The sequence below is a fragment of the Kineosporia sp. NBRC 101731 genome, assembly GCF_030269305.1.
In the GTDB taxonomy this organism is placed as follows: domain Bacteria; phylum Actinomycetota; class Actinomycetes; order Actinomycetales; family Kineosporiaceae; genus Kineosporia.
In genome coordinates this window covers 227,641-246,668 of the sequence record NZ_BSTC01000010.1, presented here as the reverse complement: position 1 = coordinate 246,668, position 19,028 = coordinate 227,641, and the positions used below count along the sequence as shown (strand labels likewise).

The 19,028-nt window shown below is 70.4% G+C and carries 16 protein-coding genes; 6 read left to right on the top strand and 10 right to left on the bottom strand.

What is annotated here, in order from left to right; all coding sequences use genetic code 11:
- Positions 1-20 precede the first annotated feature (20 nt).
- Positions 21-1,145 (bottom strand): site-2 protease family protein, encoded by a 1,125-nt coding sequence (locus QSK05_RS25450; RefSeq protein WP_285599845.1) that lies wholly within the window; start codon positions 1,143-1,145, stop codon positions 21-23.
- Between the two features lie 148 nt (positions 1,146-1,293).
- Here QSK05_RS25450 and QSK05_RS25445 point away from each other — a divergent pair, with 148 nt between their 5' ends.
- The 3 genes from QSK05_RS25445 to QSK05_RS25435 all read left to right on the top strand — a co-directional run bounded on the left by QSK05_RS25445 (position 1,294) and on the right by QSK05_RS25435 (position 5,761).
- Positions 1,294-2,151, top strand: a complete 858-nt coding sequence (locus QSK05_RS25445; RefSeq protein ID WP_285599844.1) for a RecB family exonuclease — start codon at positions 1,294-1,296, stop codon at positions 2,149-2,151.
- A 333-nt stretch (positions 2,152-2,484) separates the two neighbouring features.
- Complete coding sequence (locus QSK05_RS25440; protein ID WP_285599843.1) at positions 2,485-3,231, top strand: ABC transporter ATP-binding protein; 747 nt, start codon at positions 2,485-2,487, stop codon at positions 3,229-3,231.
- Position 3,232: 1 nt separating this feature from the next.
- Positions 3,233-5,761: an ABC transporter permease gene (locus QSK05_RS25435; RefSeq protein WP_285599842.1), complete on the top strand. Its 2,529-nt coding sequence runs from the start codon at positions 3,233-3,235 to the stop codon at positions 5,759-5,761.
- A 640-nt stretch (positions 5,762-6,401) separates the two neighbouring features.
- Here the strand turns inward: QSK05_RS25435 and QSK05_RS25430 are convergent.
- The gene (locus tag QSK05_RS25430) at positions 6,402-7,154 is read right to left on the bottom strand and encodes an HAD family hydrolase (protein ID WP_285599841.1); all 753 of its coding nucleotides are present in this window, start codon (positions 7,152-7,154) and stop codon (positions 6,402-6,404) included.
- 256 nt (positions 7,155-7,410) lie between these two features.
- Between QSK05_RS25430 and QSK05_RS25425 the strand changes: the two genes are divergently transcribed.
- The gene (locus QSK05_RS25425; RefSeq protein ID WP_285599840.1) at positions 7,411-8,283 is read left to right on the top strand and encodes a PAC2 family protein; all 873 of its coding nucleotides are present in this window, start codon (positions 7,411-7,413) and stop codon (positions 8,281-8,283) included.
- Positions 8,284-8,360: 77 nt separating this feature from the next.
- On the opposite strand, the gene mshC is transcribed toward QSK05_RS25425, so the two are convergent.
- From mshC to QSK05_RS25400, 5 genes are all read right to left on the bottom strand, one after another.
- On the bottom strand, positions 8,361-9,617 hold the full coding sequence (gene mshC, locus QSK05_RS25420; protein ID WP_285599839.1) for a cysteine--1-D-myo-inosityl 2-amino-2-deoxy-alpha-D-glucopyranoside ligase: 1,257 nt from the start codon (positions 9,615-9,617) through the stop codon (positions 8,361-8,363).
- An 87-nt stretch (positions 9,618-9,704) separates the two neighbouring features.
- Positions 9,705-10,583, bottom strand: coding sequence for an SCO1664 family protein (locus QSK05_RS25415; protein ID WP_285599838.1), 879 nt, complete (start codon positions 10,581-10,583; stop codon positions 9,705-9,707).
- Positions 10,584-10,600: 17 nt separating this feature from the next.
- Positions 10,601-11,167, bottom strand: a complete 567-nt coding sequence (locus QSK05_RS25410; protein ID WP_285599837.1) for a DUF3090 domain-containing protein — start codon at positions 11,165-11,167, stop codon at positions 10,601-10,603.
- Positions 11,168-11,177: 10 nt separating this feature from the next.
- Positions 11,178-11,912 carry a histidine phosphatase family protein gene (locus QSK05_RS25405; RefSeq protein ID WP_285599836.1) on the bottom strand — a complete coding sequence of 245 codons (735 nt, stop codon included), beginning with the start codon at positions 11,910-11,912 and terminating at the stop codon, positions 11,178-11,180.
- Positions 11,913-11,947: 35 nt separating this feature from the next.
- Positions 11,948-12,793, bottom strand: a complete 846-nt coding sequence (locus QSK05_RS25400; protein WP_285599835.1) for an undecaprenyl-diphosphate phosphatase — start codon at positions 12,791-12,793, stop codon at positions 11,948-11,950.
- 42 nt (positions 12,794-12,835) lie between these two features.
- Between QSK05_RS25400 and QSK05_RS25395 the strand changes: the two genes are divergently transcribed.
- A complete protein-coding gene (locus QSK05_RS25395) occupies positions 12,836-13,765 on the top strand; it encodes an aldo/keto reductase (protein ID WP_285599834.1) in 930 nt (309 codons plus the stop codon).
- A 117-nt stretch (positions 13,766-13,882) separates the two neighbouring features.
- On the opposite strand, the gene QSK05_RS25390 is transcribed toward QSK05_RS25395, so the two are convergent.
- Entirely contained in the window at positions 13,883-16,150 is a 2,268-nt protein-coding gene (locus QSK05_RS25390; protein ID WP_285599833.1) for a SulP family inorganic anion transporter, read from the bottom strand.
- A gap of 522 nt (positions 16,151-16,672) precedes the next feature.
- A complete protein-coding gene (locus tag QSK05_RS25385) occupies positions 16,673-17,011 on the bottom strand; it encodes a primosomal protein (protein ID WP_285599832.1) in 339 nt (112 codons plus the stop codon).
- A gap of 107 nt (positions 17,012-17,118) precedes the next feature.
- Between QSK05_RS25385 and QSK05_RS25380 the strand changes: the two genes are divergently transcribed.
- Positions 17,119-17,370 carry a DUF5703 family protein gene (locus QSK05_RS25380; RefSeq protein ID WP_285599831.1) on the top strand — a complete coding sequence of 84 codons (252 nt, stop codon included), beginning with the start codon at positions 17,119-17,121 and terminating at the stop codon, positions 17,368-17,370.
- A 72-nt stretch (positions 17,371-17,442) separates the two neighbouring features.
- Here QSK05_RS25380 and QSK05_RS25375 read toward each other — a convergent pair whose 3' ends face one another.
- Complete coding sequence (locus QSK05_RS25375; RefSeq protein WP_285599830.1) at positions 17,443-18,807, bottom strand: M20/M25/M40 family metallo-hydrolase; 1,365 nt, start codon at positions 18,805-18,807, stop codon at positions 17,443-17,445.
- Positions 18,808-19,028 lie beyond the last annotated feature (221 nt).

The following is a 19,028-nucleotide window of genomic DNA, read 5'->3' as shown; positions in this document are numbered from 1 at the left end:
GTCACCGGTCAGGTCACCGGTCAGGGGGCGACGAACCGGGCGACGTCCTCCCAGTCCAGCACGCCGACCACGACGTCACCGGGGCCGAGGACCGCGTACCGGGCGGACGGAGCGTCCTGCAGGGCCTGGATCAACTCCTGACCGGCCAGGCCGGTGGCCAGGACCGCACCGGCGGGCAGGGCCTCGGCCACGGCACCCGCCCGGACCTCTTCGGCCCGGGCCGCGGGCACGCCGGCGGCGGCGCGTTCGTCGACGATGGCGGAGGGCCGGCCGTACACGTCGAGCACGACCACGGCGGTCGCCCCGGCCCCGGCGGCCGACATCAGGGCCCCGGCGACGGTGGCTCCGGAGGACACCGCCACCGCGGGCTGCAGCAGATCGTCCACGAGCACCGCCTCGGCCCGGATGTTCCAGCGCGCCACCTCGACCGCCTGCCCGGCCGCCCGCCACAGCAGGATGCCGACGAGAACCAGCCAGAAGGCACTGGCGGGCCCGCGCTCACCGGTCAGGACGGAGAAACCGGCGTAGACCAGGGTGCCGACCGCGATGACCCGGCCGGCGTGGCCGGCCACCACGGCGGCCAGGAGCCGGTCGCCGCTCAACCGCCAGATCAAGCCCTCCAGCACCCGGCCACCGTCCAGCGGCAGTCCGGGCAGGGCGTTGAAGCCGGCGACCACCAGGTTGGAGGTGGCGGTCGCGACGAGCAGGAGCCGCAGCACGCTGCCCGGCTCGGCGCCGTGCACGGCCTGCTCGGCGGCCAGGGCGATGACGACGTTCGACAGCGGGCCGACCACGGCGACGGCAACGGCTCGCCACGGGCCGGCGGAGGGGGTGTCGAAGGCGGTGTGACCGCCCCACAGGTCGAGCACGATCGCCGTGGCCGGGGTGCCGGTAGCGGCGGCGGCGAGCGCGTGCGCGGCCTCGTGGACGAACACCGACAGCAGCAGGATCAGGGCGAAGACGAAGCTGATCAGGTAGACGCCCGGGCCGGTCAGGTCCACCCAGGCGCGCACGGTGGGTGCGAACAGCAGGGTCATCGCGGCGGCGACGAGGAACCAGGACGGGCGCAGGTAGACCGGCACCCGCCCGACCCGGCCCAGGCGGATCCCGGACTCCGCGGCGGGGGTCTTCTCGGCGGCACTCATCGGCCGGGGCCGGATGTCGCGCGGGACATCTGTCCGCCGGGCCCGGGGTTGGTCACCTGCAGGATGTTAAAGCAGGTCGCGGCGCTCGCCCGGGGGGACATTCCGGTCGTCATCAGAACTGTCGGACCCCACGTCTAGGGTTTCCGGCATGGCAGCAGCACTCAGCCCGTCCCGGGCCTCCGACTTCATGCAGTGCCCGCTGCTGTACCGCTTCCGTGTCATCGACCGGCTGCCCGAGGCCCCGAGCTCCGCCGCGGTGCGCGGCACACTGGTTCACGAGGTGCTGGAACGGCTGTTCGACCTGCCCGCCGACCGGCGCACGGTCGAGGCGGCGCAGGAGCTGCTCCCGGCGGCCTGGGCCCACGTGCAGAAGGAGCGGCCCGAGGTCTCGGCGTTGTTCTACGGGGACGAGCCGCAGGAAGAGCTGGAGGGCTGGCTGGCCTCGGCGTCCCGGCTGGTCGGCCGCTGGTTCGCGCTGGAGGACCCGACCCGGCTGGAACCGGCCGACCGCGAGCTCTACGTCGAGACCGTGCTGGACGACGGGCTGATGCTGCGCGGTTACGTCGACCGGCTCGACGTGGCCGCCGACGGCCGGTTGCGGGTGGTCGACTACAAGACCGGCCGGGCCCCGTCGGAGGCGTTCGAGGCGAAGGCCCTGTTCCAGATGAAGTTCTACGCGCTGGTGCTGTGGCGCACCCGGGGCATCCTGCCCACGGTGCTCCAGCTCGTGTACCTGGGCGACGGCGAGATCCTGCGGTACGAGCCGGACGAGGCCGACCTGCTGGCCGTGGAACGCAAGGTGAAGGCGTTGTGGGAGGCGATCACCGAGGCCGCCCGCACGGGCGACTGGCGGCCTTCCCCCAGCCGCCTGTGCTCGTGGTGCGACCACCACGCCCGCTGCCCGGCCAAAGGTGGCACGCCACCACCGGTCCCGGCTGACGCGGTGACCCGGTTCCTCAACCCGGACCGGTCCGACGAGGCCCTGGTCATGGCGGACCCCGGATGACGCCGGCTCGACGGCAGGGCCTGCGCACGACGGTGCGACCACCGCGGTCACGGCCCCGGCGTATCTGGAGACCACGGCGGCGGCTCGTTACCGGTGTGTCAATTTGCCGCACTCCTGCGGCCTGTCCCGGCGCCGTCCGCGGCCCGGGTGACAAACTGGTCACCGGCCGGTGCACGATCCCTGACCCCGGCCGGAGCAAGATCGGGGTCGGATCAGGGAGGCACCCGAGGCGTGGGGGTACGCATCTCGGGAACGGTAGGAGAGGGATCCGGGGGATGCACCAGTCCCCACTGTTCTGTGCCAGTCCGAAGACGAAACCATGGGGAGTACAGGGTGGGAACGGAAGCAATCGCGAGAGCGATTGATCTGGAAAAGGTCTACGGGCAGGGCGAGGCGCAGGTCAAGGCCCTGCGCGGCGTCAGCGTCGACTTCGGCCGGGGCGAGATGACCGCCATCATGGGGCCTTCCGGGTCGGGCAAGTCCACGCTCATGCACTGCATGGCGGCGCTGGACCGGCCCACCGGGGGCGACGTGGAGATCGACGGCGTGCAGGTGCGCGGACTCAAGGACAAGGCACTCACCCAGCTGCGGCGCGACCGCCTGGGCTTCATCTTCCAGTCGTTCAACCTGGTGCCGACCCTGACGGCCCGGGAGAACATCACACTCCCCGTCGACATTGCCGGGCGCAAGGTCGACCAGGAGTGGTTCGACCGGGTCGTCGACACGGTAGGGCTGCGCGACCGGCTCAGCCACCGGCCCACCGAGCTGTCCGGCGGCCAGCAGCAGCGGGTGGCGTGCGCCCGCGCCCTGGTCAGCCGGCCGGCAATCGTGTTCGCCGATGAACCGACCGGCAACCTCGACTCCCGGGCCAGCGCCGAGATCCTGTCGTTCCTGCAGAACTCGGTGAAGGAGTTCGGGCAGTCCATCGTCATCGTCACCCACGACCCGGTGGCGGCCGGGTACGCCGACCGCGTGCTGTTCCTGGCCGACGGCGAGATCGTCGACGAGATGGTCGACCCCACCGCCGACAAGGTGCTCGAGCGGATGCGCGGTTTCGACGCCACCGGACGGCGAAGCTGACATGTTCAAGATCACCGTCAAGGGAATCTTCACCCATCGGCTCCGTTTCGCCCTGACGGCACTCGCGGTCTGCCTCGGCGTCACGCTGGTGGCGGGCACACTGGTGCTCAGCGGCAGCATCACCCGCACGTTCGACGCGATCGTCGAACAGACCTCAGCCGGCACCGATGTGCAGGTGCGCGGGTCCCAGCTGGAGACCACCGCGGTCGACGGCTCGAAACAGCGCGAGCCGCTCCCGCTCTCGCTGGAGAAGACGATCGAGGCCGTCGACGGTGTGGCCCGCGTCGCGCCCGACATGGCCGGCACGGCGATCCTGGTCAACCGGGAAGGCACCGCCACCCGTAACGGCGGCGCGCCCAACCTCGGCTTCGGCTACGACCCGGACGACCCGACCATCGAGATCACCTCCGGCCGGGCCCCGGAGAAGAAGGGTGAGGTTCTCGTCGACGAGTCCACCCTGGAGCTGGCCGGGCTCGCACTGGGCGACACCACGAAGGCCCTGATCCAGAACGACCCGCAGAACGTCACGATCACCGGGGTCTTCACCTTCGGCAGCAGCCTGGCGGGCGCCACCCTGGTGCTGCTCGACGAGCAGACCGCCGAGGCCACCTGGGCCCCGGACGGCGAGGTGCCGTCGTTCACCATCGGCGCCGACGACGGGGTGAGCCAGGAGACGCTGCGCGACCGGATCGCCCAGGTCGTCCCGGCCGGTACCGAGGTCGTCACCGGCGACGTCGTCTATCAGGAGCAGAAAGACTCCTTCGGCACGGCGATCGGGTTCATCACGACGTTCCTGCTGGTGTTCGCCCTGATCGCGGTGTTCGTCGGGGCCTTCATCATCGCCAACACCTTCTCCATGCTGGTCGCCCAGCGCACCCGTGAGCTGGCCCTGCTGCGGGCGGTCGGTGCCTCCCGCGGTCAGGTACTGCGGGTGGTGCTCGGCGAGGCGGCCATCCTCGGCCTGACCGGCTCGGTGGTGGGTCTGGGCCTGGGCATCCTGCTCGCGGCCGGGTTGCAGGCCGTGGTGAAGCAGTCCGGGCTGGAGATCACCGGGGGCCTGCCGGTCACCGTGACCACGGTGGTCGTCAGTCTGCTGATCGGCCTGGTGGTGACCATGCTGTCGGCGATCTTCCCGGCTCTGCGGGCCTCCCGGGTCGCCCCGATCGCGGCGCTGCGCGACGACGCGCAGACCCCGCCCGGTGGTGTGCTGCGCCGCGGCATCATCGGCCTGGTGCTGGTGCTGGCCGGTTTCGCCACCATCCTGCCCGGGTCGCTGGGCGACAAACCGCAGTGGGCCCTGGTCGGCGTCGGGGCCGCGCTGCTGCTCATCGGTCTGCTGGTGGCCGCGCCCTGGCTCACCCGACCGGTGGTGCGCCTCATCGGCGTCCCGTACACGGCTCTCTACGGCACCGTCGGTCGGCTGGCCCGGGAGAACGCGCTGCGCAACCCCCGCCGCACGGCGACCACGGCGAGTGCCCTGATGATCGGTCTGGCCCTGATGTCGAGCGTGGGCGTGTTCGCCTCCTCGGCGAACGCCAGTGTCTCCGACATCGTGGACAGCGAGCTCACGGCCGACTACGTGCTGAGCAGTGGCGGTTTCACCATGATTCCGACCACGGTGGCCGACGAGGTGACCAAGATGCCCGGCGTCACCTCGGTGGCGACGATCCGCTCGGCACCGGTACAGCTGGCCGACGGCTCGGTGTTCGCGATCGCCGCCGACCCCCGGGCCATGACCGAGAACGTGAAGCTCAACGTCGTGGCCGGTTCGCTGGACTCGATCGACGCGGGCGACGTGGTGGTCAGCCAGACCGCGGCCGACGACCGCGGCTGGAAGGTCGGCGACACCCTCACGGCCGAGGTCGGCACCCAGAAGAACCAGAGCCTCACCGTCGGCGGCATCATCGATGATTCCCAGGCGCTGAACAACCCGAACATGATTGTCCCGCTCGACCTGTACGCCGGCACGGTGCCGGCTGCCCAGCAGGGCGACTTCCTGCTCTACGTGAAGTCGGACGGCACGAACACGGCAGCACTGCGGTCGCAGCTGGAAGACGTGGTCAAACCGTTCCTCGTGGTCTCCGTGCAGGACGGTGACGAGTTCGCGGACGCCCAGGCGGCGCAGATCAATTCGCTGCTCTACCTGATCTACGCGCTGCTGGCCCTGAGCGTGCTGATCGCGGTGCTGGGCATCATCAACACGCTGGCTCTGTCGGTGTTCGAGCGCACCCGGGAGATCGGGCTGCTGCGGGCGGTCGGCATGAGCCGGCGTCAGCTGCGGCGCATGATCAGCGCGGAGTCGGTCAGCACAGCGGTGTTCGGCGCGGTGCTGGGGATGGCCCTGGGCCTCGTGCTCGGCCTGGTACTGCAGCGGGCCCTGGTGTCGCAGGGCCTGGAGGCCCTGTCGATCCCGTGGCTCACCCTGGCGATCGTGCTGGTGTTCTCGGCGGTCGCCGGGATGGTTGCCGCGATCATGCCGGCCTGGCGTGCGGTGCGCCTCGATGTACTGAAGGCGATCACGGCCGACTGAAAGGTGTGGCCGGGCAAGCGTTCGGCGATCCCTTTCGAGCACTCCGGGGGAACATCCGTGCGGGCAGGACGCACGGATGTTCCCCGTCGGCGGAGTACGAGGGGTCAGATCGGAGTACGGGGGTCAGATCGGAGCGCCGAGGTCAGATCGGTACTCCGGGTGGGCCGGCGAGACGGGCGCCAGAGCATGACAGCTGCTGCCGCCGGGCCGGCCGAGGCTGGGAAGATGTGGCAGGTGGGCAGCATCGGCTCGGGCAGTGGCACTGACCAGTGCTGCGGCGACGCCGAGGCCGATGACCAGCTTGAGGAACCGGGGAGAGGGTCGGCGTTCCACAGTGACGCTGCGAACCGGCCCACCTCCGCTCGGTACCCGGCCCGGTGACAGCCGGCGGCCGACCGGTGCGGGGGTACATGTTGGGAGGAGGTCAAATCTGCGCACTGGGACCAAAGACCCAGAAACCCGGGGATCCGGGCCGGAGCGGGCATCAAGATCATCGGGGAACCCTTGCCTGATCACGACGGAGATGCGGGAGCCCACCTCAGGATGCAGAAAACTCCTGGCCACAGTTCTAGAACTCTGGGGAGATTTTGCATGATCACGGAAGGTTTTTTCGGGGGTGAGGAGGGCCTGCCCTCGGGTCTTAGCTCTTGATGAGCTTGCCCAGGTCTTTCGCCGTCCAGCCGGCCAGGCTCCGGGTGACCGTGCGGCCTTCTCGCTCGGGGACGGGGACCAGGTGCTCCACCGCCAGGAGAGGCACACCGGCGGCCTCAGCGGAGGCGACACCGGTCAGGCTGTCCTCGATGGCCACGCACTCCCCCGGCTCGACACCGAGCAGCTGGGCCCCGCGCAGGTAGGGCTCGGCGTGCGGCTTGCCGTGGGTGACCTCGTCACCGGTGACCAGGAAGCGGAAGAAGTCGCCCTGCTCGCGGGGCAGGGTGGCGACGATCGCCTCGGCCATCTCGCGGTAGGACATGGTGACGAGGGCGCAGGGCACGCCCAGCTCGTGCAGTTCGAACAACAGCTCACGGGCGCCGGGCCGCCAGGGCACCTCGACCGCGATGCGACCTACGACGCCGGTGGTGAGGCGGGCGATGATCTCGTCGGCGGGCAGGGTGACGCCGCCGTGCTGCTGGATGTAGCGGGCCGAGTCGATCAGCGCGTTGCCGATGAGAGCGTGAGCGTGCTCGTCGCTCCACTCGCCGCCGAACTCGGCAACCAGGAGGTGCTCCTCGGCCATCCAGTACGGCTCGGTGTCGACGAGAGTGCCGTCCATGTCCCACAGCACCGCGGCGGGAAGGCCGGCCGCCCGCAGGGCCGTTGTGGCCGGGCTGGTCCGGGACGCACTGATCTCCGTCAACGCACTGATCTCTGTCGACTCACTGATCTCTGTCACGGTGGTGGGGTACTCGCCTCTGACGCCGGATGCGGACAGGGGTACCGCGCGTGACCTCGTCGCCGCACGCAGTGGCCCGGAGCGCTTACTCACCGTCGTCATCGGAGGGACTCCGGAATGACTCAGGCGCAGGCTCTCTTACCGAGTCTAGAGTCCGCGTCCAGCCCGTCTGCGGCGGCCGGACCCGCACCGCCCGTAGGCTGGGCGGCGAGGGCGGTGACCTCACCGCGATGACGAGTGTGAGCGAGGAGAAGGCGTGACAGATCTGTCGGGAGTGCCGCCACTGCGGGACCCCGTGATGGTGGCTGCCTTCGAGGGCTGGAACGACGCAGGTGAGGCCGCCAGCGGAGCCGTGGCACACCTGGAACGGGTCTGGGGCGCGACCAGCGTCGGAGAGCTCGATCCGGAGGAATACCACGACTTCCAGGTGAACCGGCCGAGTGTGGGCACGGACGAGGACGGCAGTCGTACCATCACCTGGCCCACGACCCGCGTCTACTGGGCGCGACCTCCGGGGGCCAGCCGCGACATCGTGATCGTCCGCGGCATCGAACCCTCGATGCGATGGCGCAAGTTCATCGGCGAGCTCCTGCAGTACGCGGACGACCTCAAGGTCGGCACGATGATCACGCTGGGTGCACTCCTGGCCGACGTGCCGCACACCCGCCCGATCCCGGTCACCACGACGAGTGACGACGAACGGCTGCTGGACAAGCTCGCCGTGGAACCGTCCCGCTACGAGGGACCGACCGGCATCGTCGGGGTGCTCCAGGACGCGGCCACGAAGGCCGGACTGCCGAGCCTGTCGCTGTGGGCCGCCGTACCGCACTACGTGGGCCAGTCGCCCTCCCCCAAGGCCACCCTGGCGCTGCTGCGCCGCATCGAGGACGTACTCGACGTCACGGTGCCGCTGGGTGACCTGCCGGAGGACGCCCGGGCCTGGGAGCGCGGCGTGGACGAACTGGCGGAGGAGGACACCGAGATCGGCGAGTACGTGCGCCAGCTGGAGCAGGCCAAGGACACCGCGGACCTGCCCGAGGCCAGCGGCGAGGCGATCGCCAAGGAGTTCGAGCGCTACCTGCGGCGACGCCGGCCGGACGAGGACGGCGGCAAGCCGGGAATGCTGTAGACCCCAGAAAAAACGGACGCCCCACGCTCGGTGAGCATGGGGCGTTCGTCGTGGGGCGTCCCCCATTTTTCAGGTACTCAGAAACGCACGCCCAGCAGCGCGTCGATCGTGCGGGCCACCAGACCCGGCGCCCCCTCGACCGAACCGCCGGTGGTGAGCATCTCGTCCACCCACGCGTCCACCGCGGCGAGCGCCTTCGGGGCGTCCAGGTCGGTGCCGACCGCCTCGCGGACGGCCGCGAGCACGGGCTCCGGGTCGGGGCCCTCCTGCCGGGACAGCGCGTCCTTCCAGCGGTCCAGACGCACCTGGGCGGCCGCCAGGCCCTCGTCGGTCCAGTCCCAGCTGGTGCGGTAGTGGTGCGCCAGGATGGCCAGGCGGATGGTCTGCGGGTCGACCCCGGCCGCACGCAGCCGGGAGACGAAGACCAGGTTGCCGCGGGACTTGCTCATCTTCTCGCCGTCCAGGCGCACCATGCCGGCGTGGGCGTAGTGCCGGGCGAAGGGCTCTTCGCCGGTGATGACCTGGCCGTGCGAGGCGCTCATCTCGTGGTGCGGGAACAGCAGGTCGTCGCCGCCGGCCTGCACGTCGAAGCCCATGCCGAGGTGACGCAGGGCGATCGAGGCGCATTCGATGTGCCAGCCCGGCCGGCCGGCGCCGAGAGTCTCGCCCTCCCAGGAGGGCTCACCCTCGCGGGCAACGCGCCACAGCAGCGGGTCGAGCTCGTTGCGCTTACCGGCCCGGTCCGGGTCGCCGCCGCGCTCGGCGAAGGTGGTGCGTGCCTCGTCGGGAGACAGCTTGGCCACCCGGCCGAAGTCCGGGTCGGCGGTGACGTCGAAGTACACGTCCTGGGCGCCGGGGTTCAGCGCGTCCGGGGTGGGGACCAGATAGGCCTTACCGTCTTTGAGCAGGTTCTGCACGGCCTCGACGACCAGCGGCACGGACTCCACGGCGGTCATGAACACGCGTGGGGCGATCACGCCGAGCGCGACCATGTCGTCCTTGAAGCGGTCGGTCTCGCGGTCGGCGAGGGCGCGCCAGTCGTCACCGGTGGCGTTCGCGCGCTCGAGCAGCGGGTCGTCGACGTCGGTGACGTTCTGCACGTAGAAGACCTCGTGCCCGGCGTCGAGCCAGGCGCGGTGCAGCAGGTCGAAAGCGACGTAGGTGGAGGCGTGCCCGATGTGGGTGGCGTCGTACGGGGTGATCCCGCAGACGTACATGCGGGCCTCACCCTCCGGCCGCGTGGTCACCAGGGTGCGCTCCGAGGAGTCGAAGACGCGGACCGGCGCACCAGAGCCGGGCAGACGGGGGACAGCGGGAGAAGGCCAGGGGATCACGAACGGAGCCTAACTGACGACTCCGAGCGATGTCCGTGCTGGTCCGGCCCTAGTTCCACGGTAATTCCGGGAATAAATCCCAGCGTTTCAGAAGGGCGGCCAGGGGATCGCGTGCCAGTCGCCCGGGGGCTTCGGGAAGCGCCGGCGCCGCAGCAGCTGGGCGGCCCGGCGGGCGGTGCGGTGCACCTCGTCGGCCTCGAGCAGACCCGACAGCGCCGTGTGTAGTTCGCTGTCGCCCGACAGGTCGGTGACCAGTCGCTCGAGCAGGTCGGCCAGCTCGTTGTCGAGAGGTTCACCCGCCCAGCCCCAGAGCACCGTGCGCAGCTTGTCGTCCAGGTTGAAGGTGAGCCCGTGGTCGACGCCGAAGAGCCGGCCGTGGGCGCCGCGCAGGATGTGCCCACCCTTGCGGTCGGTGTTGTTGGCCACCGCGTCGAAGAGGGCCAGGCGGCGCAGGCCCGGGTCGTCGGCGTGCGCGAGGACGATCGGGTCGCCGACGGCGTCCTCGGCCACCAGGACCTGTTTCCAGTCGCCGGGTACGGCCGTGGGCGGCAGCACGTCGACAACGCCCGCCCCCGGCTCGCCCATCACCGGCTCGACCGCCAGCGGCAGGCCGCCCAGACCGGTGGAGCCGTCGCCGGTGACCGCCTCGTCCTGTGCCGACGCGTTGACCCACAGCTGCACGCTGCCGGGACCGAACGGGCCGTCGCGCAGCGCCGTCGGCGGGACCACGTCGAGCCCGCTGTAGGCCGACAGCGCGTAGCTGGCGGTCTCGCGCAGGCCGAGGGTGCCGGACGGGAAGTCCCAGAGCGGCTTCTCGCCGGAGATCGGCTTGTACACGGCGCCGGTGCTGACGCCGTCGAGGGTGACGGAGACGTAGAGCGTGGCGTTGCTCGCCCCGGTGATCCGGCCCTGGACGTCGATCTCGCCCTCGGCGAGGAGCTGGAGCAGTTCCGGCTCCTCGAGCATCCCGGGCCCGGTCCCCGTCAGCGCCGGTACCCGTTCGCCCGCGGGCAGATGTGCCCTTCCGGATCGAGCGGGAACGTGCAGAACGGGCAGGGCGGGCGACCGGCCCCGACCACGGCGAGCGCCCGCTTGGCGAAGGCCCGGGCGGCGGCACCGGCGAGCGACACCCGCAGCACGGCGCCCTCGGCCTCCTCGTCGGTGTCGGGCAGCTCGTCCTCGTCCTCGTTGAGGTTCTCGCCGGCCTCGAAGCACTCGATCACGACGCGCTCGAGTTCGCCGTCCCAGGCGAGGCTCATCGTGCCGACGCGGAACTCCTCCTCGATCGGAGTATCCAGCGGGGCGGTGTCCTCGGTGCGGGTGGGCGCGAGCGCGGGCACGGTGGCGCTGCCCTGGGTGCGGCGCAGCACCTCGTCGAGGAGCTCGTCGACCCGCTCGGCGAGCACCGAGACCTGTTGCTTCTCGAGCTGGACGGTGGTCAGGCGGTGACCGGTGCGGACCTGGAGGAAGAAGGTGCGGGAACCGGGCTGGCCCGTCGTACCCGCGACGAACCGGTCCGGTGACTCGTACTCATATACCTGGCGCGGCATACCCGGGACCCTACGACGTTCCGGACGACGGTGCCGCACCACCACCGACGACCGCGTCCGACGAGGACAGTGCATCGTCGCCCGGGGCCGGCTCGGCGGGCGGAACCGGCACCAGGGACGCCAGGTCGGTGCCGGAGTCGTTGATGCGCACGGCGAACGGGCGCAGCGGTGTGAAACGGATCACGGAGACCGAGCAGGGGTCGACGACGAGTCGCTGGAACTGGTCGAGGTGCATGCCGAGGGCATCGGCGAGGATCGCCTTGATCACGTCACCGTGCGAGACCGCCATCCAGACGGCGTGGTCGCCGAACTCGGCCGCGACCCGGGCGTCGTACTCGCGGATCGCGGAGACGGCCCGGTGCTGCATGGCCGGCATCGACTCACCCTCGGGGCCGGGGAAGGTCACCGCCGACGGGTGGGCCTGCACGACCGGCCAGAGCTTCTCCTTGACCAGTTCCTTCAGCGGACGGCCGGTCCAGTCGCCGTAACGGCACTCCCCCAGCCGGTCGTCGGTGAGGAGCTCGGGTTTCCCCGGGGTCCCCAGGAGGGTGGACGCGGTTTCCTGGCAGCGCTGGAGGGGGCTGGAGACGGCGAGCCGGAGCGGGATGTTCTCCAGCCGGGAGGCCAGGGTCTTCGCCTGGGCCTGCCCGGTCTCGTCCAGCGCCACTCCCGGCGTCCAGCCGGCCAGGATCCCGCTCGCATTGGCGGCGGTACGGCCGTGACGGACGAGCAGAACGGTGGGCACGGTCGATGAGCCTACGGGGTGTCCGGCCGGCCGGGTCAGGTGGCGGACAGGACATTGGTCGCCAGGAGTCCCATCACCACGAGCCCGGCCACGATCCGGTACGGGTTGAACACGGCGATCGAGTGCCCGGCGACCAGCTTCAGCAGCCAGGCGATGGCGGCGTAGGCGACCAGGAACGAGACGAAGGTGCCCACCGCCATCGGGCCCCAGCCCACGACCTCGGTGTTCACGTCTTTCAGCGAGTAGACCCCGGCGCCGGTGAGGGCGGGGACGGCCAGGAAGAACGACAGGCGGGTGGCCGCGACCCGGGTGGCGCCGACCATCAGCCCGGCCGAGATCGTGGCACCGGAGCGGGACACGCCGGGCACCAGGGCGACACACTGCATCAGCCCGATGATCAGGACCTCCCGCACGCCCAGCTCGGTCTCCTCGTACTCCTGCCGCGGGTTGCGCTCGGCCCACCAGATCACCGCGCTCCAGGCGATCAGGGAGCCCGCGACCACCCAGAGGTTGCGCAGCGGGCCGTCGATGAGGTCTTTCCCGACCAGGGCGACCACGACGATCGGGCTGGAGCCCAGGATGACGAGCCAGGCGAAGCGGTAGTCGGGGTCGGGCGCGTGGTGCCGGCCGCGGGCCGGGCCGAGGCCGCGCAGCCAGGCCAGGGCGAGCCGGACGAAGTCGGCCCGGAAGTACAGGAAGGTCGCGACGATCGCACCGAACTGGATGATCGCGGTGAAGGACGTCACCGCCGGGTCGTCGATCTTCAGGCCGAGCAGCCCCTCGGCCACGGTGAGGTGGCCGGTGCTGGACACGGGCAGGAACTCGGTGAGGCCTTCGACCACACCCAGGACGATGGCATCGAGATATCCGACGGAACTCATGTGGGCCACTTTGTCAGCCCGCGCGCGCTAGGTTGACACGTCATGGAGCAGCGATACGTGGGCCGCACCGGCTTACGTGTCTCCCGGCTGGGCCTGGGCACGATGACCTGGGGCCGGGAGACCGACCCGGACGAGGCTGCCAACCAGCTGAAAGCCTTTCTCGACGCAGGCGGATCGCTGGTCGACGCCGGTACCCGTTACGGCGCCGGGGCATGTGAGGAGACACTCGGCAAGCTGCTCGAGACCCTGGGCGTACGTGATCATCTCGTGATCTCGGCCAAGGCTGTCGTGCCCCTGTACCGGCCGGGCCCCGACCTGTCCCGCCGCTCGCTGCTCACCGCGCTGGACGCCACCCTGGCCCGCCTGGGCACCGACCACGTGGACCTGTGGACGGCCCCGGGCTGGAGCGAGGCCGTACCGCTGGAGGAGACGCTCTCCGCGCTGGAGACGGCGGTGCGCTCCGGGCGGGCCCGCTACGTGGGCATCGCCAACGTCGCGGCCTGGCAGGCCGCCCTGGCGTGTTCGGGCGGCAACCCGCCCGCCGTCGTGCACAGCGAGTACTCGCTCGTGCAGCGGCATCCGGAGAACGAGCTGATTCCAGCGGCCGAGCATCTGGGACTGGGCGTGATCGGCTGGTCGCCCCTGGGCCGCGGGGTACTCACCGGCAAGTACCGGCACGGCACCCCGCCCGACTCCCGCGCGGCCTCGGTTCATCTCGCCCGGTTCGTGGAGCCGTACCTCGACCGCCCGTCGCGGCGCATCACCGACGCCGTGATCGCCGCGGCGGACGGCCTCGGATTCAGCCCTCTGGAGATCTCCCTGGCCTGGGTGCGTGACCGGCCCGGCATCAGCTCGGTACTGCTCGGGGCCCGGACCGCCGGTCAGCTGCGGCAGGCCCTGGGCAGTGAAGACGTCGAGCTGCCCGCCGAGATCCTCGGCGTGCTCGACGAAGTGTCGGCCTCGGCCCTGTGAGAAACCCCGGCCCGGTGAGAAACATCAGCCCCGTAACAGCTCCCGCAGGTCATGTTCCTGAGCCGGTCGTGATCATGCAGAACCTCCGGGGAGGTTCTGCATGATCACGACCAGGCCCTAAACCCCTGCGGGCAGGTCGAACTCGCCCGTCACCGGTTCCAGCACCCGCACCTCCGCCTCGCCGATGTCGAAGAACATCCCGACCAGTTCCAGCGAGCCCGCCTCCACCCGGCTGCGCACCAGCGGGTGCTCCATCAGGTGCCCCAGCTGGGCGATCACGTTCAGCTGGGCCAGCCGGTCGGTGTCGTCGGTGCCGCCCTGGTCACGGAAGCGGTGCAGCGAGTCCTGTGCGTGGACCAACCAGCCGGGCAGGGCACCGCCGAGGTCCCCGTCCGGTTCCAGCAGGGCCCGCATCGCACCGCACCCGGAGTGCCCGCAGACCGCGATGGTCTTCACGCCGAGCACCCCGACCGCATACTCGACCGCGGCCACGGTGGAGTCTCCCGGGTCGGAAGGCCGCACCGGCACCAGGTTCCCGACATTGCGCACGGTGAACAGGTCTCCCGGGCCGGAGTGGGTGATCAGGTTCGGCACCACCCGGGAGTCGGCGCAGGTGATGAACAGCGTGCACGGTGACTGCCCCTCCCGCAGGTCGTGCAGCACCCCCCGCATCCGGGGCCCCAGCCGGTCGTGGAAACTGCCCACGCCGTCGAGGACCCGGACCCGGTCGAGCGTCTCGCCCGGGTCGGCCGGGACGTTCGAGGAGATCTCGACCAGGCCATGGTCCCAGGGTGCGGCCGACCCGGAGCTGCCGTCATCGAGATTCCTTGCCTTGCGGGCCTTCCCGCCGCTGATCAGTTCGCTCAGCACGGGTGCGCCCTGTTCCCACACGCTGACGGAGCCGCCGCCCCGGCGGTGCTCCTCCACCCAGTCCAGCAGGTGCTCGCTCGCGGCCTGGTCGAGGTAGTCGACCTCCAGCTCGACCTTGACCGGCGCCCCGGCCGGGACGGCCGACAGACGGCGGGCCAGGGAGGGCAGCGACACGAACGTCACGGTGCCCGCGAGCACGACCCGCCAGGTGCCGTCCGGCTCGTCGGCCGGGGACACCACCTCGACCTTGGCCAGGATCGAGCGCCGGGCCGCGAAGCCGAGCGCCACCACCAGACCCACGACAACGCCCTCGAGCAGATTGAGCAGCAGCACCCCGGCCAGCGTGGCCACCCAGACCGCCGCCTCACCGTGCCGGTGGGCACTGCGCAGATGACCGAGATTGACCAGCCCGAGCCCGATCACGACGAGCAGACCGGCCAGTACCGACAGCGGGATCCGCATCACCACCGAGACCAGGACCACGGAGAACAGGGCCACCCAGACCGAGTGCAACACGGCCGACCACTTCGTCCTGGCCCCCGCCCGGACGTTGGTGGCGCTGCGCACGATCACCCCCGTCACCGGCAGGCCGCCGGCCAGACCGGAGAGGATGTTCGCCGAGCCCTGACCGATCAGCTCCCGGTCGAGATCGGCCCGCCGGCCCTCGTGCATCTTGTCCACCGCGACGGCCGACAGCAGTGTCTCCACGCTGGCCACCAGGGCCACGGTGAGCACCCCGATCCCGACCGAGACCCAGGCCGTGTCGGGCAGTTCCGGGAGCTGCACGGCGGACAGCAGGTTGCCGGGCAGATCGACGCGCTCGACGGTGAACGGCAGCGAGGCGAGCGTCATCAGGGTGACGGACGCCAGCGGGGCCGGCACCGTGCGCAGCGGGCCCAGGTAGGCCACCATGTGAGGCCAGAGCAGGGTGAGGGCGATCGTCCCGAGCCCGAGCAGTGCGGACGCCGTGTGCAGGCCGATGACCTCCCCCGGCAGCTGGGTCATGCTCTGCAGGGCGGAGCTGGGCGATTTCGCCCCGAGCAGCACGTGCAGCTGGCCGACCACGATGGTCAGGCCGATGCCGGCGAGCATGCCGTGCACCACGGCCGGCGAGATGGCCAGGGCGGCCCGGGCCACCTTGGTCAGGCCGAATCCGATCTGGACCAGGCCCGCCATCACGGTGATCAGACAGGTGACCCGCCAGCCGTGCTCGGCGACGAGTCCGGCCACGACCGCGGTGAGACCCGCGGCCGGGCCGGTGACCTGTAGCGGCGCGCCACCGATCAGCCCGCAGACGATGCCGCCGATGACGGCGGCGATGATGCCGGCCACCACGGGCGCACCCGAGGCGACGGCGATGCCGAGTGACAAGGGCAGCGCGACCAGGAAGACGACCAGCGACGCTTCCGTGTCGGCCCGCCAATGAGACTGCGGTGTGGTTGTTTTGGTTACTTCAACACGGTTCTCCGGCACACCGGTGGGCGGTGTCACGGTGGACGTGGACTCCTTGCTCATGGATCTCTCCTGGCGTCGTTCGGCGGCGTCGGGGAGGTGCATGGGACATGTGGGTCGGGCGTCCATGCCCGGAACTCCAGCCGAAGGCCCTCGGAAGACAACGTGGTCGAAACCGAGCGTGACCATATGAGTCCGACTGGAGACTTACAGTGAACAGATTGCGGGCCATCAGACCCTGAGGTCAATCCGAGATGCCCGAGAATTCACTCAGGCACCGGCGCAATCAGCCGTGAAGATCACCAAAGACGCTGCCGGGAAACGCCTTACAGATTAATCAAAAGATTTGCAGAAGGCGATGCGCGGGCCCGGGATTCCCCCGGATGCCGCGAGAACGGGAACGACGTGGTGTATTCACACGTTGAACTGTGGCCACAGCGAACTACCGAATAGTAATTGAATGGTGTTTCATCTGTGCCCGGACAGCACGAAGTGCCGGCCCGGCTCAGCCGGCCGGCACCCATGGTCGGGCGGGGCTATGAATATGGTCGGGCGGGCCATGAAGAAGAACGAAGGAAAAGAAGGTCAGGGCCGCGCCGGGGCGGGCGTGTCGTCCTTCTCGTCCTCCTCCTCATCGTCGTCCTCGTCGTCCTCGTCCTCGTAGTCCTCGAGGTCGTCATCGTCGTCCTCGTCGTCGTCCTCGCCGGTGAGCGCGTCTTCGGCGTCGTCGTAGAGAACGAAGGGCGTCACCTCGTCGAAGGCGTCGTAGAGCGACTCGTCGTAGGTCTCGAAGGCGTCGGCCAAGGTCTGGTAGGCCGCCACCACTGCGGGGTCGGCCTCCCCCGTCCGCTTGCTGGCGGCGTCCAGGTGCGCCTCAAGAGCAGCAATCAGGCGGTCAAGCGCAGCTCGGGGCTCCGTCGTCATGGCATGACCGTATCGGTTCGTGATGACATGGGCAGACCCGACTCGTGCGGGCCTGCGTCCGAAGGATCGGACTCCGACCGATGGGAATATCGACGAAGAGAGCTGCCTTGAGCGACAACGTGCGTGATCTCGCCCCCAGGGTGCGCCCCACCAGCGCAGAAGCGACCCCGTTCTCAGCCGACTACGAGTACCGCATCATCAATCTGCCCCGCGGAATCAGCAGGTCACAAGCGCGGCAACAGCTCACCGAACAGGCCGAGTACGGCCGTTGGGAGCTGGCCCGCGTGCAGTTGTCGTTCGGCGGCGGCCGGCGGGTCTGGCTCCGCCGGCGCATCATGCGCGTCGAGCGCACGATCTAGACGTGACAGCGGCGGGGCCCGGGCCGGGCCCCGCCGCGACGAGCGTCACAGCGCCAGTGGTCGGACCGGCGTTCAGGCCAGCTGCAGGAAGCGGTCGAACGTGCGCACGCCGAAGCGCAGCGACTCCAGCGGGACCCTCTCGTCGATGCTGTGGAACATGCCGGCGAAGTCCAGGTCGGCGGGCAGCTTGAGCGGCGCGAAACCGTAGCCCCGGATGCCCAGCCGGCTGAACGCCTTGTTGTCCGTGCCCCCGGACAGGCAGTACGGCAGCACCGCGGCCCCCGGGTCCAGCTCCAGCAGCGACTGACGCATCGCGTCGACCAGGCCGCCCTCGAACCCCGCCTCCAGGGCCACATCACCGTGCAGGACCTCGACCGTGACGCGATCGCCCGCCAGCTCGGTCAGGGTGCGCATCAGCTCGTCCCGCTGGCCCGGCAGGTAGCGGCAGTCGACCAGGGCGCGGGCCTGGCCGGGGATGACGTTGTGCTTGTACCCGGCGTCCAGCACGGTCGGGTTGGCGGTGTTCTGCACGGTGGCCTCGAGCCAGCGCGCGGTGGTGCCGAACATCTCGCGCAGCTTCTCGACGTCCACCTCCTCCCCCGCCAGCAGCGACACGCCGGTCTGCTCGCGCACCCCCTCGAAGAAGGCCCGCACGGTCGCCGGGATCACGGTCGGCCAGCGGTACGCGCCGATCCGGGCCACGGCCTCGGCCAGGTGCGTCACCGCGTTGTCGCCGTTCACCTGCGAGCCGTGACCGGCCCGTCCGCGCGCGGTCAGGCGCACCCAGGCGATGCCCTTCTCGGCGCTCTGTAGCAGGTAGGTGCGCCGGCCCTGGAGCTCGACCGAGAAACCACCGACCTCGCTGACCGCCTCGTCCACCCCCTCGAAGAGATCCGGGTGGTTGTCCACCAGCCAGCTCGAGCCCTTGACCCCGCCGGCCTCCTCGTCGGCCATGAAGGCGAGCACGATGTCGCGCGGGGGCTTGCGGCCTTCCCTGCGCATCTGCCGGATCGTGGCCAGGATGATCGCGTCCATGTCCTTCATGTCCACGGCGCCGCGGCCCCACAGGCAGTCGTCCGCGATCTCGCCGGAGAACGGGTCGATCCGCCAGTCCTCCTTCTGCGCGGGCACCACGTCGAGGTGACCGTGCACGAGCAGCGCCGGGCGGCCGGCGTCGGTGCCCGGGAACCGCGCAACCACGCTGGTGCGACCGGGCTCGCTCTCGAACACCTGCGGCTCGATCTGCACCTCGGACAGCAGCGCGGCCACGTACTCGGCGGCCTGGCGCTCGCCCGGGCCGCTGTTGTCGCCGTAGTTGCTCGTGTCCATCCGCAGCAGGTCACGGCAGATCGACACCACCTCGTCGCCGGCCGATGGGTACTCCCCGGCGAGTGCCGGGTCGGCTCCGGCGGGCACGGGTGCCGATGGCCTTCTCATGACGTGGACCTCCGCAAGTCGTCTGGTCCGGCCACCGTACACACGAACGGGCACGATCTCTGATGGAGGACGCGTGAACTGACCCTTTGCGTCCCGGTTCACGCAACGGCACGAGAACGCCACGGGAGTGGCACGGGAGTGGTCCCGGGAGTCCGGGGTCAAGTCCGGTGAACGGCTCGTCGATCCTGCTGCCCGGAGCGTGACGAAGACGCGCGAACAGG